The sequence below is a fragment of the Ferrovibrio sp. genome (assembly GCF_017994015.1).
Classification (GTDB): Bacteria; Pseudomonadota; Alphaproteobacteria; order Ferrovibrionales; family Ferrovibrionaceae; genus Ferrovibrio.
The window spans coordinates 1-12,698 of sequence record NZ_JAGOLP010000079.1 but is presented as its reverse complement, the minus strand read 5'-3'; the positions used below and the strand labels follow the sequence as shown (position 1 = coordinate 12,698).

Sequence of the window (12,698 nt, the reverse complement as noted above, 5' to 3'; positions counted from 1 at the left end):
GCTTTGTCTCGCGCGGTGACGGCGGCCAGGACATCTTCGTGCATATGGAAGTGTTGCGCCGCGAGGGCATCAACGAATTGCAGCCCGGCCAGTCGGTGCGGGTGCGGGTTGGCCAGGGTCCGAAAGGGCCGCAGGTGGCCGAGATCCGCATGAGCTGACCCCAGGTTTCCGGGGAACTATTGTTACAGAGCGCCGGTCGGGGCCAGCCGACCGGCGTTTTTGTTTGTACGGCAGAGATCAGGCTTTGCGGATTGGCGGCAGCACGCGGTCCAGTTCCGGATTGTCCGGATAGCCGTTCAGCACCAGGATCACATCAACGGTAAAGCCATCCTCGGCGAGCGGGAAATACACGCGCTCTGAATCGATGAATTCCCGGTCGCGGAATGGCAGCGCGAAACGGTCATAAAACGCCTGGCCGGTATCGGCCACCAGATTCATGTTGCGCAACACGCGGGCCAGCAATTGCGGCGAAGTGGCATCGGTTACGGTGACGCCAGTGAAATTATGCCCGATCATGTCAACATGGTGGCTGCCCATCAGGCGATAGCGGAATTCCCGGTCGCCCTTGGGGCCATGCACATCCACCAGCACGATGAACGGCAGCAGCACGCGCAGGTCGAGCGGGTCGAGTTTGCGCCGGGAAGGCAATTGCCCCGGTGGCGCAAGGCCGGCCAGATAATCCCGCATCCAGGCATAGCGCGGATGCAGGGTAGCATAAGGGATAGTCTGTTCCACCGGTTTCGGTATCACGCCGACACCTTTGCTGCTGCTTTATTCCGCAGTCAGACTAAAGTTTTAGCCCCGGCTGCGTCATCAAATATCTCGCTTTTTGTTGTAAATGAAAGCATAAAAACACCTCATGCGTTTATATATGTATTCTTAAGGTAGATAATCCTTATCAAACACTATGGTATCAGACATTGTCCCGCCAGATGATCCGGGCTTTCTTTTTCAATCTCTACGCCCCTCACTCGTCATGCCCGCGAAAGCGGGCATCCCGTTTTGCAAAAAATATGGCTGAATTCTTGGGAAAAAGGGATGCCCGGGCCAAGCCCGGGCATGACGACTTTCTGGGGGCACTAACAATGCCATCGGATTAAACCGGACGGCGGTGGCCGGGTCCCGCAGTTCATCGCAACTCCACTGCGTAAGCGTCGACCGGCAGCGGCTTCGGGATCAGGCCCTGCTTGGTGAGAAATTCGGCGAAGCGGGCATAGCGGCGGCTATCCAGCGCACGCGGGCTTTGCGCGAAGCGCGGCACCGTGTCGCGCCAGGCGCGGCGGTTCAGTTCATCATCCAGCGATTTGTTGTTCTTGATAAAAAGCTGCCAACTGCGTTGCGGGTTGTTGTGGATATAGGCGGTGGCTTCTTCCAGCGCATCGAGCAGCCGGCCAAGCCGGGCATCGCCGAGCTTGGCGGCATGTGCCACCAGGATCAGCTCGTCATACAGCGGCACGCCATGGTCCTCGGGATAGAAGGCGCGGCCCGGCTTGCCGGCGATATCCATCTGGTTCAGTTCAAAATTGCGGAAGGCGCCGATCACTGCATCCACCTGGCCGGCGAAGATTGATGGCGAGAGCGAGAAATTCACATTCACCAACGTCACGTCGCTCAGCTTCACGCCATAACCTTCCAGCATCGCCTTCAGCAGCGCATCCTCAAAACCGCCGACCGAATAGCCGATCTTCTTGCCCTTCAGATCGGCCAGCGACTTGATCGGGCCACTGCCCAGCACCACCAGGCTGTTGAGCGGCGTGGCCACCACAGTGCCGATGCGCTTGAGCGGCAGGCCCTGCGCCACCTGCACATGCAGTTGCGGCTGATACGAGATGGCGGCATCGGCCTTGCCGGCGGCCACCAGCTTGGGCGGATCGTTCGGATCGGCCGGCGCGATCAAGTCCACCTGCAATTCATGGCGATCAAAGAAACCGGCCTCCTTGGCCACGATCAGCGGCGCATGGTCGGGATTGACAAACCAATCCAGCAGCAGGGTGAATTTGTCATGCGCCGAAGCGGCCTGGATCGGCACAGCGGCCAGGGCCAGCAGGGCGGCGAAAAAGGTTTTCCGCATGGTTCAGGTTTCCTCCGATTGGGTCATGGAAAGGGAATCCGCCTGCCAGGGCAGCAGGTGGCGGCCCAGGCGGTCGACGGCGGCATAAAGCGCCACAGCGGTGATAGCGAGCACGAACAACGCGGCGAACATCAGGTCGATCTGCACCCGCGCATTGGCTTGCAGCATGATATAACCCAGCCCGGCCGAGGCACCGACCCATTCGCCGATCACGGCGCCGATGGGCGCAATCGCAGCAGCCACTTTCAGGCCGCTGACAAAGGCTGGCAAAGCCGCCATGAAGCGGATTTGCACCAGTACACGGAAACGGTGGCGCGGCGCATCGCTGGTCATCACGCGGGCCAGGTCAAGCAGGCCGGGATCAGTGCGGCGCAGGCCATCGTAAAGTGTCACGGCGACCGGGAAGAAGATGATCAGCAAAGCCATCACCACCTTGGAAGCCAGGCCATAGCCGAACCACAGCACCAGCAACGGCGCCAGGGCGAATACCGGAACAGCCTGGCTGGCCACCAGCAGCGGCAGCAGCCAGCGCCGTGCGCGTATCGACAGCAGCAGCGCCAGGGCCGCCGCCGCACCCAGCAGGGCGCCGAAGCTGAGGCCGAGCAGCATTTCGGTGAATGTCACCAGCGCATTCCGCGCCAGCAATTCCGGCTGCCGCGCCATTGCCTGCGCCACCGCCAGCGGGCTGGGCAGCAGATAGGGCGGCACGGCAAACAGCCAGACCAGCCATTGCCACAGCAGCAGCAGGCCGGCCAGGGTGAGGGCGGGGCGCAGCAGGTTCATGCCGGATCCAGAGCCAGGGCCGCGTTCAGCAGCAACGCCTGCACCTGGCGTAATTGCGCCACATGTTCGGGTGCCAGCGGGTCGCGTGGCCGGGGCGCGCTGATCTCGGCGGCCAGTTCCAGCCGTGCCGGCTGGCCTTGCAGGATATAGACGCTATCGGCCAGGCTCATGGCCTCAGCCGGATCGTGGGTGACAAACAGCACGGCGCGCTGGCCGAGCAGTTCAGCGGCCAGGTCATGCAGTTTGAAGCGGTTGGCCGGATCGAGCGCCGAAAACGGTTCATCCATCAGCACCAGCGGGCGGTCTTCCAGCAGGGTGCGGGCCAGGGCGGCGCGCTGCCGCATGCCGCCGGAAAGCCGTGCCGGCAAGGTGGAGGCATTCTCAGCCAGGCCGACCCGGCGCAGCAATTCGGCGGCCCGGGCGGTATCGGCCACCTCGCCGCGCAGGCGTTGCCCCAGACAGAGATTGTCGATCAGGTTAAGCCAGGGGGCGAGCAGGTCGGTCTGCGCCATCCAGGCCACCTGGCCGCGCAGGTCGGGCGTTACGCGATCCGGCAACAGGCCGGCAATAGCGCGCAGCAGCGTGCTTTTGCCGGCACCGCTGGGCCCCAGCACGGCGATCCAGCGCCCCGGCGCGATATCCAGGGTGAAAGGGGCCAAAACCGGGCGACCGCCAAGCGAGACGGTTTGCGCACAACGAATCGAGAAGGCTAACGGATTGCTGCTCACGCCGCTGAATCCCTTGCGCCGGCATTACCCGGATCAGGTTCGAGGGGTCGTCCGCTTGCGCGAACCTCTCAGCCGACCATCGGCTCCCCCTCAGGGCTTGGGCTTGATTATAGGCGCCGTGCGCCCCTAGGCAAGCTTTGCGCCTGAGCTAGATTGATGGGTGATGACGCCGCTTTTTCTGGGCAATGAAATCTATCGCCATTCCTCGCTGGGCGGGAAACACCCGCTGTCGATCCCGCGTGTCTCCACCGTGATTGATCTGTGCCGGGCGTTGGGCTGGCTCGATGCCGGCAATTATGCCGAGAGCCGCCAGGCCACGCCGGCGGAATTGGCGCGCTACCATGCGCCGGATTACATCGCCGCCGTGCAGCGCGCCGAGCGTGATCTGGCGCTCGATGAGGCTGCGTCGCAGCTTTACAATCTCGGCCGGGGCGGCAATCCGATCTATGGCACGATGTTTCGCCGCCCGGCCACCGGGGTGGGCGGCAGCCTGATCGCCGCTGCAAGACTGCTTGATACGCCGGGGATCGTGTACAGCCCGGGCGGCGGCACGCATCATGGCCGCCGCGCCCAGGCTTCCGGCTTCTGCTATTTCAACGATCCGGTGCTGGCGATGCTGTCTTGGCTCGATGCCGGCTTGCAGCGCGTGGCCTATGTTGACCTGGATGTGCACCATGGCGATGGCGTGGAGGAAGCCTTCCGCGACGATCCGCGTGTGCTGTTTGTTTCAGTGCACGAAGCCGGGCGCTGGCCGAGATCGGGCGCTGCCGAGGATCATGGCATCGGCAACCTGTTCAATTTCCCGGTGCCGCCGGGCATGAATGACAGTGAGATGGAATTGCTGGTGCAGGAAGCCATCGCGCCGTTGCTGGCCGATTTCCGGCCCGAGGCGCTGGTGCTGCAATGCGGCGCCGACGCTCTGGCGGAAGACCCGCTCGGCAAGCAGGAACTGAGCAATGCCGCTTTGTGGCAGGCGGTGGCGGCGCTGAAAAGCCTGGCGCCCCGGCTGTTGGTGCTGGGCGGCGGCGGTTATAATCCCTGGTCGGTGGCGCGCTGCTGGAGCGGCATCTGGGCGGTGCTGAATGGCTGGGAGATTCCGGCCCGGCTGCCGGGCCAGGCCGAAAGCCTGCTGCGTGGCCTGGACTGGAACCGCTCGGCCGGCCGCAACCCGCCGGAAAGTTGGTTCACCAGCCTGGCCGATACACCCCGCCCGGGGCCGCTGCGCGATACTGTGCGCGCCATGGCCCACGAGGCGAAACATCGTGGTATATGAGGCTGTTATGAATCGTCGCTGGTTTGTTGCTTTAACATTGCTGCTGGCGCTTTTCGCAGCACTCCCCGGCAGCGCCCAGCCGCAGACCGGGCTGCCGGTGAGCGATCTGGTGATCCACAGCGCCGGCGGGCCGCGCAAATTCAAGGTGGAACTGGCAAATACCGATGCCAGCCGTTCACGCGGCATGATGTTTCGCAGCCAGATGGCGCCCGATGCCGGCATGCTGTTCGATTTCTTCACCGAGCAGCCGGCTTCGTTCTGGATGCGCAACACCTTGATTCCCCTGGATATGCTGTTCATCAAGGCGGATGGCACCATTCTGAATATCCACCAGCGCGCGATTCCGCATGATGAAACCAGCATCAGTTCCGCAGGCCCGGTGCGGGCGGTGCTGGAACTGAATGGCGGCACGGCCTCACGCCTCGGCATTAAACCGGGCGACAAGGTGGATCACACCATTTTTGGTCGCAAGCCATAGGCTGAATGATCTTGTTTTGATATCATAAAATGATATCATCGCATGGTGAATAACCGGCACCAGAAAACGCTAAGCGCGATTTTTGCCAGGCCAAACCGGGCCGATTTGCGTTGGCCGGATGTTGAAGTTTTGGTTGTGGCGCTGGGCGGCGAGGTGACAGAGGGTGAGGGCAGCCGGGTGCGGCTGGCCTTGAATGGTGTGCGTGCCGTGTTTCACCGGCCGCATCCAAGGCCGGAAACCGATAAAGGCGCCATCACCAGCCTTCGGCGCTTCTTTGAAGCGGCAGGAGTGAAGCCATGACGCTTGAATATAAAGGCTATGTTGCGGGCGCGATTGAATATGACCCGGACGACAAGGCATTCCATGGCAGCGTGGCCGGGTTGCGCGATGTGGTGCATTTCACCGCCAGCGATGCTGAGGGCCTGGAGCACGCTTTTCGCGCCAGTATTGACGATTATCTGGCCTTCTGTGCCGAGCGCGGCGAGAAGCCGGATCGTGGTTATAGCGGCAAGCTGGCTTTGCGCTTGAGCCCAGACCTGCATCGCAAGGCGGCAATCCGTGCCGAGGCGGCCGGTATCAGCATCAATCAATGGTTTGCCCAGCAGATTGATGCCGCTTAGTTGCCTGTGCTACAAACCGCCCGGTTGCGGGGTGTAGCTCAGCCTGGTAGAGCGCCTGCTTTGGGAGCAGGAAGCCGGAGGTTCAAATCCTCTCGCCCCGACCATTTTTTTTTGTTTTGCCGTTCTCCGCCAACAGGATGGTTCGCCCATGAAAGCGCGCATCTACCAGCCGGCCAAAACTGCCATGCAATCCGGCCGGGCCAAGACCAGACTCTGGCTGCTGGAATTTGACGCTGCGGCGGCGCGGTTCGTTGAACCGCTGATGGGCTGGACCGGCGCCACCGGCACCTTGAGCCAGATCACGCTCAAATTCGAGAGCAAGGAACTGGCCATCGCCTATGCCGAGAAGCATGGCATCGAATTTGACGTGGAAGAGCCGCAGGAGCGCAAGCTGGCCCGCCGCGCCTATTCCGACAATTACGCCTATAACCGCGTGCGCTGACCCTGTTCTCCAAGGGCCGCGGTCAATTCCCCACGGGTGCCCTTAGCTCAGTTGGATAGAGCAGCCGCCTTCTAAGCGGCAGGTCGGTGGTTCGAATCCACCAGGGCACGCCATTTCTTGCCGCATTATGGCTGTCTGGTCGGCAATCGCAGAATACTTATCAGCCCCGCCGCCAAGGTAAGCGCCGCAGCAATCTTGAGCGCAAGTAAGGGCGCGCCGTGTTCCGGAAACAGGATGAACAGGGTGGCGAGGGTCATGGCGCCTGCCGTCTGCCCGAGTAACCGGGCCGTGCCTTGCAGGCCACCGGCAGCAGCGCTGCGCTCGATCGGGGCAGATAGAAACATGTTCCGGTTGTTGGAAACCTGGAAAAACCCAAATCCTGCGCCGCATAAGGCTATGAAAGGAGCAAGTGTCAAGGGATTGGTGTGCGAGGGCCAGAATGCCACACCGATGAGTCCCGTGGCCATGGTTGCGCCGCCTGCTGCACAAAGCCAGGCACCGGAAACGAGATTGGTGAGGCGCCCGGCAAAAGGTGCTGCCACGGCCACGGCAAGTGGCCACGGAGTGATGAGCAGTCCGGTAACGAGGCTGCTCTGCTGAAGCGCGTTTTGCAAATGGAATGACAGGGCCAGCATTGCAGCGGTTTGGCCACAGAAGCAGCAGATCGACGCTAATACCGAGATGCGAAACGATCCCAAACGCAGCAGGTCGAATGGTAAAAGGGGAGTTGGCTGCTTCAAGCCACGACGCACCAGTCCGATACTGGCAATAGCCGCTGCTATAAATAACAAGGCCGAGATCAATGGTCGGGACGGGGCAAATTCAGCGCCAATAATGAGCAGGCCGAAGCCCCCGGCACTTAAGCCCATGCTGATAACGTCCAGGGGGCGGTGGTTGCCTGCCACGGCAGGCAAAGAGCGGCTTGCCGCTAAGACGGCAAAACCCGCCGGCAGATTCAAGGCAAACAGCCACGGCCATGGCAGTGCAGAGAGAATAAAAGACCCAATGGCTGGCCCGGCCGCCGAAGTCAGGGCCACGGTAAGCGCATTCCAGCCGATTGCGGTGCCGAGCCGGGCGGGCGGGATGCTTTGGCGCAGTAACGCCACTCCCAGCGACATCACCGCAGCGGCCCCGAGGCCCTGGATAAATCGGGCGGATACCAGCCATGGCAGGGAAGGCGACAGGGCGCATAGCAATGAGCCAGCGGTGAATACCGCCATTCCGATCGTGAAAATGCGGCGTTGCCCCAGGCTATCGCCCAGGGCCGCGGAGGGCAGCAAAGCCATTACCAGGGCCGCCTGATAGGCGGTCACAACCAGAACCGAAGAGGCTGCCGAAATCTCAAACGAGTGGGCGATTGTCGGCAGCGCAACATTGGTAATGGCCGCATCCAGCACTACAATTGCCAGCCCGCCAAGAATGGCGAAAATCGCCCCTTGGCGCGGCAATTGTTGAGCCGCCGCCGCCCGGTCAACCAGATTGCTCACGGCGCAACCCACGCACCGTTGCGTTCAGCATAGCGGGTAATACGGCGCTCCACCCGATCCTCGATCTTCAGATCGCGCTCGGTGAAGCGATACAGCAGCGCAGGCCCGGCAACACATTGCGTATCGTGGATATCGCCGGGCAAATAAACCCGAACCTGGCCCGGTTGCACAATAACGCTATCGCGCTTCACCAACCGAACAGAACCATCCGCTGCAATAATGCGGCCGTAGGTACACATCTCTACCTCGCCTGCCTGCACTGCATAGATCACCCAGCTCCTGCCATGGTCATGCGGGGGCCGATAGAGGCCCTGCGCTTCCGTATGGGCCTGCAAAACGAAACCAAATTGTGCGTCCCGAACCAGTTCCTGGCTTGGCGGTGCATTGCGCTTCAGGTCTTCCAGCCAGGATTCCGTTTGCGGCGCCTGGAGCAACATTTCCATATGGCCCCGAATGGCGGTCACTACTTTGGTGGAAAGCGGCCCCCAATCTTTTGCGATTGCATTTGCAAAAAACTCCAATGCGTTGCCTGACATCTTGATTTTCCTGTTTCTGGCCGGCCGGGCCGGCATGGGCGGTGGCCAGAAATTAGGGGTGAAGCACATATGGCGGAAGACGCATCATTTGCAGTAATATGTTGCATATAACGCCATATATTCGAAGCTAGGCAAAAAGGCGTGGATCATGACTCCGGATTTCAACCTGCTCCTCACCCTTGATGTGCTGTTGGCTGAAGGTAGCGTGGCGCGCGCAGCCAAACGCCTGCGATTAAGCCCCTCGGCGATGAGCCGCTCTTTGGCGCGCCTGCGCGAAGCTACCGGCGATCCGCTCTTGGTCAGGGCCGGGCGCGGATTGGTGGCTTCTCCGCGTGCCGTGGAATTGCGCACACATGTCAGCCATCTGGTGCAGGAGGCGCAGGCTATTCTGCGGCCGCTGGAGAGGCTTGATCTCAGAACCGTCAAGCGGATGTTCACACTGCGTGTCAGCGAAGGTTTTGCTGAAACCTACGGACCGCAATTACTGGCGCTTATCGGCAAGGAGGCACCTGGCATAACTTTGCGCTTTATGCCTAAAACGGATCGTGACAGCCTGGGGCTGCGGGATGGCTCAATTGATTTGGAAACGGGTGTGATTGCGAAAACCACCGGCCCTGAAATCCGCACCCAGGGACTGTTTCAGGATCGTTTTGTCGGCGTGGTGCGCAAGGGGCATGACCTGTCGAAAGGCAGAATAACCGCTGCGCGCTATGCCGCCGCGGATCACATTTTTGTCTCGCGGCAAGGCGGGATCCAAGGCCCTGTCGATGCAGCATTGCTGCCGTTGGAGCGGAAGCCGGCGATGGTAGTGGGCGGTTTTGCCACCGCCATTTCCCTGGCGCGATCAACCAATCTGGTTGCAACTGTGCCCGAGCGCCATACAGAGCGGCTGCGTCAGGATATGGTCAGTTTTGCCCTGCCCCTGGCGCTTAAGCCGATACTGGTGTCGATGATGTGGCACCCGCGACTGGATGCAGACCTGGCGCATCGCTGGCTGCGGGACTGCATCCGAAGAATTTGCGGCAGCAAACACGACAAGATTTGACAGGCTTTGGTTAAAGTAGCTGAAACAGATGACAATTCTCTATATGTGAAGGTCTCCCAGTACCAATGAACGCAATCACCCCCAGCCTGACCATGCAGCGCGTTTTCCCTGCGCCGGTGGCGCTGGTCTTTGCCGCCTGGACCCGGCCGGAGCTGCTGGTGCAATGGTGGGGGCCACATCACACGCGCTGCATCGAAGCCGAAGCCGAATTGCGCATCGGCGGCCGCTTCCGCACCGTTATTGAGGAACCGGGCGTTGGGCAACACGAAGTCTCTGGCCAGTATCTGGAAATCGTGCCGGAAAGCCGCCTGGTGTTTTCCTGGGCCTGGGCCGGTACGCCTGACCGGGTGTCGCGGGTGACGGTGAACTTCCGCGTAGTGAGCGACCGAGAGACCGAAGTGACTCTGCTGCATGACCGCTTTGCCGATGCCGAGGCGGCGACACGCCATAGCCGTGGCTGGCGTGAGTCCCTGGAGCGCTTGGCGGCATATTTCCGCTAAGGAAGCCGGGCCGGCCCTGCCTGGAGCCGGCCCGGTCAGCAATCAATCCTGCTTGCGCTCCAAACCGGCCAGCAGGTGATACAGGATGATGCAGCCAAAGGTGGCGGTGCCGATGCCGCCGAGCGAAAAGCCCCCCAGCTTCAGCGCCAGGTCGCCGGCGCCGGCGGTGAGCGCCACGCCGACAGTGATCAGATTGCGGCTGTTGGAGAAATCAACACCATTCTCCACCCAGATCCGCCCCGCCGTGGCGGCGATCAGGCCGAACACCACCAGCGACAGCCCGCCCAGCACCGGGCCGGGAATGGTGCCGATCACGGCGCCGAATTTCGGCGAGAAGCCGAGCAGCAGCGCAAACAACGCGGCGACCACAAACAACGCCGTGGAGAAATTTTTGGTCACCGCCATCACGCCCATATTTTCCGCATAAGTGGTCATGCCGGTGCCGCCGCCGCTGCCGGAAATCATGGTGGCGATGCCGTCACCCAGGAAGGCGCGGCCGAGCAAGGGGTCCATGTTGCGCCCGGTCATCACGCCGATGGCCTTCACATGGCCGAGATTTTCCGCCACCAGGATCACCGCCACCGGCGCAATCAGTGCGATGGCCGGGCCCTGGAATACCGGGGCGGTAAAGTTCGGCAGGCCGAGCCAGGCGGCATTGGCCACGGCGCTGAAATCCACCGCCTTGGCCAGCCCCAGGCCATTGGCGCAGAGCACATAGAACAGATAGGCCACCAGGCCGCCGATCAGGATCGGCAGCCGGCGCAGGCTGCCGGGAGCCGCCACCGCCACGATGCCGACCGCCACCACCGTGAGCAGGCCGATCCACATGTCGAAACTGCTGGCGCTGATGCCCTTGACCGCGATGGGCGCCAGGTTGAGGCCGATAATCGCCACAATGGCGCCGGTGACGACCGGCGGCATCAGCTTTTCGATCCAGGCATGGCCCACCGCCATGACGATACCGCCAATCACGGCATAGAGCAGGCCGCAGGCGATGATGCCGCCCAAAGCCACCGCCAGATTGGCATTGGCACCGCCGCCGGCATAGCCGGTGGCTGCAATCACCACGGCGATGAAAGAGAAGCTGGACCCGAGATAGCTGGGCAGCCGGCCGCCGGTGACAACAAAGAACAGCAAGGTGGAAATGCCCGAAAACAGGATCGAGACATTGGGATCAAAGCCCATCAGGATCGGCGCCAGCGCGGTGGCGCCGAACATTGCCACCACATGTTGCAGGCCGGCCACCACGGTCTGGCCCCAGGGCAGGCGTTCATCCGGCGCGATCACGCCGCCGGTCTTTTCTTTCCAAGACGTCAACATGGCATCCCCCATGATTTGAAAAAACGCGCAGACGGCGAATCGGTTGGCCGATTCCCGGCGCCTTCTGCGATTTGCCCATGGCGCAGGCGCGTATGCAACCCAGGTTTCGACTTCCTTAAGGCTATTGCTGTAGCAAAGATCGGGTGTTTTCCCGCCTGTGGCGAATATGGTTAATAGCTATTGATTGCATGAGCGTGGAAAAGCACTAAAATCGCTGCACCTGCTCAGCGTTTCGAGAGCCTCGGAGAAGCCGGGGCGGGGGTGCTGACAGCCCGGGGGTAGAAGAAGTCGCATGAATCCGATGGAAGTAGAACGGATGCTGGCGCGCCATCGTGAATGGCTCGGCAAGCGTCCTCGCGGGGTCCGCCTCAATCTGTCTTTGGCTGATCTACAGGGCTATGACTTTTCCGGCGCAGATCTGCGTGCCGCCAAACTGTCCGGCGCCAACCTCTCGCGCGCCATCCTGTGTGATGTGAACCTTTCCGAAGCCGATTTGTTTGCCGCCAATTTGGAGCGTGCCGACCTGTCGCGCGCCGATCTGTCCAAGGCCGATCTGCGCGGTGCCAGCATGCGCGGGGCGCAGATGGCCGGGGCGCGGCTGCTGGGCGTGGATTTCCGGGGTGGTGCACTGATGCAGGCTTCCGATGCCGGTGTCGGCTTCGGGGCGCCGAATGCCGACGGCAAGAAGCCCAAGGCCAATACCCAGGGCGCCGATCTTTCGGAAGCCAATCTGCGCGGTTCGAACCTGACCGGCTCGAACATGAACGGCGTCAACCTCTCGGGCGCCAATCTGACCAAGGCCAATCTGTCCAAGGTCACGTTGCGCAAGGCCAATCTGGCAGGAGCCAATCTTAACGGCGCTTCGCTGCGCGGTGCCGATCTGTCGCTGGCGCTGATCGAGGGAGCGAATTTTGAAGGCGCCGATCTCAAGGGCGCGGTGCTTGAAGATGTTGATATGGATACGGCGAATTTCGCCGGCGCCGAAATGTTTGTTGATGTCTCCAGCTTCGGCAATTCGGTGGCGCAGATTCTGATGGATCATGAACGCTGGATCAAAAGTGATGGCCAGGAAGGCTCGCGGGCCGATCTGGCTGGGCTGGCAATGGAGCGGATTGATCTCTCGGGCAAGGATTTGTCGGGCGCCAATATGAAGGGCGCCAAACTGGCCGGTGCCAAACTGCAAAATGCCACGCTGGTGATGACCGATTTGTCGGAGGCTGATCTGACCGGCGCCAACATGATCGGCGCGCTGATGAATGGCGTGAATATGTCGCGTGCCATCCTGCATAAAGCCGTGCTGCATCGCGCCACCATGGGCCAGGTGCCATTGCGTGGCCCGGATGGCAAGCCGATTGGCCGTTACTGGTCGGCCAGCCTGGCCGCTGCCGATGCCACCGATGCGGATTTCTCCGATG

At 61.6% G+C, this 12,698-nt stretch carries 16 protein-coding genes, 2 tRNA genes and 1 riboswitch; of the genes, 11 read left to right on the top strand and 7 right to left on the bottom strand.

Features of this window, described 5'->3' with window-relative positions; all coding sequences use genetic code 11:
- The coding region (locus tag KBB36_RS21040) for a cold shock domain-containing protein (protein WP_366933243.1) at positions 1-158 on the top strand (158 nt) is incomplete at its 5' end.
- Positions 159-237: 79 nt separating this feature from the next.
- Here the strand turns inward: KBB36_RS21040 and KBB36_RS19430 are convergent.
- The 4 genes from KBB36_RS19430 to KBB36_RS19415 form a co-directional block, all read right to left on the bottom strand.
- A complete protein-coding gene (locus tag KBB36_RS19430; protein WP_290985016.1) occupies positions 238-735 on the bottom strand; it encodes a PAS domain-containing protein in 498 nt (165 codons plus the stop codon).
- Positions 736-1,129: 394 nt separating this feature from the next.
- On the bottom strand, positions 1,130-2,071 hold the full coding sequence (locus KBB36_RS19425; RefSeq protein ID WP_290985013.1) for an ABC transporter substrate-binding protein: 942 nt from the start codon (positions 2,069-2,071) through the stop codon (positions 1,130-1,132).
- Between the two features lie 3 nt (positions 2,072-2,074).
- Positions 2,075-2,854 carry an ABC transporter permease gene (locus tag KBB36_RS19420; protein WP_290985010.1) on the bottom strand — a complete coding sequence of 260 codons (780 nt, stop codon included), beginning with the start codon at positions 2,852-2,854 and terminating at the stop codon, positions 2,075-2,077.
- Positions 2,851-3,582 (bottom strand): ABC transporter ATP-binding protein, encoded by a 732-nt coding sequence (locus KBB36_RS19415; protein ID WP_290985007.1) that lies wholly within the window; start codon positions 3,580-3,582, stop codon positions 2,851-2,853. Before KBB36_RS19415 ends, KBB36_RS19420 begins: the two co-directional genes overlap by 4 nt.
- Positions 3,574-3,682: riboswitch (TPP riboswitch) on the bottom strand. (Overlaps the previous gene by 9 nt.)
- A 63-nt stretch (positions 3,683-3,745) precedes the next feature.
- Between KBB36_RS19415 and KBB36_RS19410 the strand changes: the two genes are divergently transcribed.
- The 7 genes from KBB36_RS19410 (at position 3,746) to KBB36_RS19380 (ending at position 6,508) form a co-directional block, all read left to right on the top strand.
- Positions 3,746-4,855, top strand: a complete 1,110-nt coding sequence (locus KBB36_RS19410; RefSeq protein ID WP_290985004.1) for an acetoin utilization protein AcuC — start codon at positions 3,746-3,748, stop codon at positions 4,853-4,855.
- 7 nt (positions 4,856-4,862) lie between these two features.
- Positions 4,863-5,333 (top strand): DUF192 domain-containing protein, encoded by a 471-nt coding sequence (locus KBB36_RS19405; RefSeq protein WP_290985001.1) that lies wholly within the window; start codon positions 4,863-4,865, stop codon positions 5,331-5,333.
- A 42-nt stretch (positions 5,334-5,375) separates the two neighbouring features.
- Complete coding sequence (locus KBB36_RS19400; protein ID WP_290984998.1) at positions 5,376-5,633, top strand: type II toxin-antitoxin system HicA family toxin; 258 nt, start codon at positions 5,376-5,378, stop codon at positions 5,631-5,633.
- Positions 5,630-5,953 carry a type II toxin-antitoxin system HicB family antitoxin gene (locus KBB36_RS19395; protein ID WP_290984995.1) on the top strand — a complete coding sequence of 108 codons (324 nt, stop codon included), beginning with the start codon at positions 5,630-5,632 and terminating at the stop codon, positions 5,951-5,953. Before KBB36_RS19400 ends, KBB36_RS19395 begins: the two co-directional genes overlap by 4 nt.
- A 27-nt stretch (positions 5,954-5,980) precedes the next feature.
- Positions 5,981-6,057: transfer RNA gene (locus tag KBB36_RS19390), tRNA-Pro, on the top strand.
- A gap of 44 nt (positions 6,058-6,101) precedes the next feature.
- On the top strand, positions 6,102-6,395 hold the full coding sequence (locus KBB36_RS19385) for an ETC complex I subunit (RefSeq protein ID WP_290984992.1): 294 nt from the start codon (positions 6,102-6,104) through the stop codon (positions 6,393-6,395).
- A gap of 36 nt (positions 6,396-6,431) precedes the next feature.
- Positions 6,432-6,508, top strand: a tRNA-Arg gene (locus KBB36_RS19380).
- A gap of 12 nt (positions 6,509-6,520) precedes the next feature.
- Here the strand turns inward: KBB36_RS19380 and KBB36_RS19375 are convergent.
- Positions 6,521-7,882, bottom strand: a complete 1,362-nt coding sequence (locus KBB36_RS19375) for an MFS transporter (RefSeq protein ID WP_290984989.1) — start codon at positions 7,880-7,882, stop codon at positions 6,521-6,523.
- Positions 7,879-8,418, bottom strand: a complete 540-nt coding sequence (locus KBB36_RS19370; RefSeq protein WP_290984986.1) for a hypothetical protein — start codon at positions 8,416-8,418, stop codon at positions 7,879-7,881. The genes KBB36_RS19375 and KBB36_RS19370 overlap by 4 nt, the downstream gene beginning before the upstream one ends.
- Before the next feature lie 148 nt (positions 8,419-8,566).
- Between KBB36_RS19370 and KBB36_RS19365 the strand changes: the two genes are divergently transcribed.
- Positions 8,567-9,463, top strand: a complete 897-nt coding sequence (locus KBB36_RS19365) for a LysR family transcriptional regulator (protein ID WP_366933242.1) — start codon at positions 8,567-8,569, stop codon at positions 9,461-9,463.
- A gap of 65 nt (positions 9,464-9,528) precedes the next feature.
- Entirely contained in the window at positions 9,529-9,963 is a 435-nt protein-coding gene (locus KBB36_RS19360; RefSeq protein WP_290984984.1) for an SRPBCC domain-containing protein, read from the top strand.
- A gap of 42 nt (positions 9,964-10,005) precedes the next feature.
- Here the strand turns inward: KBB36_RS19360 and KBB36_RS19355 are convergent, their stop codons facing one another.
- Positions 10,006-11,283, bottom strand: coding sequence for a solute carrier family 23 protein (locus KBB36_RS19355; RefSeq protein ID WP_290984982.1), 1,278 nt, complete (start codon positions 11,281-11,283; stop codon positions 10,006-10,008).
- Positions 11,284-11,575: 292 nt separating this feature from the next.
- On the opposite strand from KBB36_RS19355, the gene KBB36_RS19350 reads away from it, so the two are divergent.
- Positions 11,576-12,698 (top strand): pentapeptide repeat-containing protein (locus tag KBB36_RS19350; RefSeq protein WP_290984980.1); only part of this gene is annotated, 1,123 nt, incomplete at its 3' end.

What these genes read in the sequence shown, in the direction of transcription:
- KBB36_RS19425 (WP_290985013.1), bottom strand. Translation starts at nt 2,071, where the DNA reads ATGCGGAAAACCTTTTTCGCCGCCCTGCTGGCCCTGGCCGCTGTGCCG.
- KBB36_RS19420 (WP_290985010.1), bottom strand. Translation starts at nt 2,854, where the DNA reads ATGAACCTGCTGCGCCCCGCCCTCACCCTGGCCGGCCTGCTGCTGCTG.
- KBB36_RS19410 (WP_290985004.1), top strand. Translation starts at nt 3,746, where the DNA reads ATGACGCCGCTTTTTCTGGGCAATGAAATCTATCGCCATTCCTCGCTG.
- KBB36_RS19405 (WP_290985001.1), top strand. Translation starts at nt 4,863, where the DNA reads ATGAATCGTCGCTGGTTTGTTGCTTTAACATTGCTGCTGGCGCTTTTC.
- KBB36_RS19400 (WP_290984998.1), top strand. Translation starts at nt 5,376, where the DNA reads ATGGTGAATAACCGGCACCAGAAAACGCTAAGCGCGATTTTTGCCAGG.
- KBB36_RS19395 (WP_290984995.1), top strand. Translation starts at nt 5,630, where the DNA reads ATGACGCTTGAATATAAAGGCTATGTTGCGGGCGCGATTGAATATGAC.
- KBB36_RS19385 (WP_290984992.1), top strand. Translation starts at nt 6,102, where the DNA reads ATGAAAGCGCGCATCTACCAGCCGGCCAAAACTGCCATGCAATCCGGC.
- KBB36_RS19370 (WP_290984986.1), bottom strand. Translation starts at nt 8,418, where the DNA reads ATGTCAGGCAACGCATTGGAGTTTTTTGCAAATGCAATCGCAAAAGAT.
- KBB36_RS19365 (WP_366933242.1), top strand. Translation starts at nt 8,567, where the DNA reads ATGACTCCGGATTTCAACCTGCTCCTCACCCTTGATGTGCTGTTGGCT.
- KBB36_RS19360 (WP_290984984.1), top strand. Translation starts at nt 9,529, where the DNA reads ATGAACGCAATCACCCCCAGCCTGACCATGCAGCGCGTTTTCCCTGCG.
- KBB36_RS19355 (WP_290984982.1), bottom strand. Translation starts at nt 11,283, where the DNA reads ATGTTGACGTCTTGGAAAGAAAAGACCGGCGGCGTGATCGCGCCGGAT.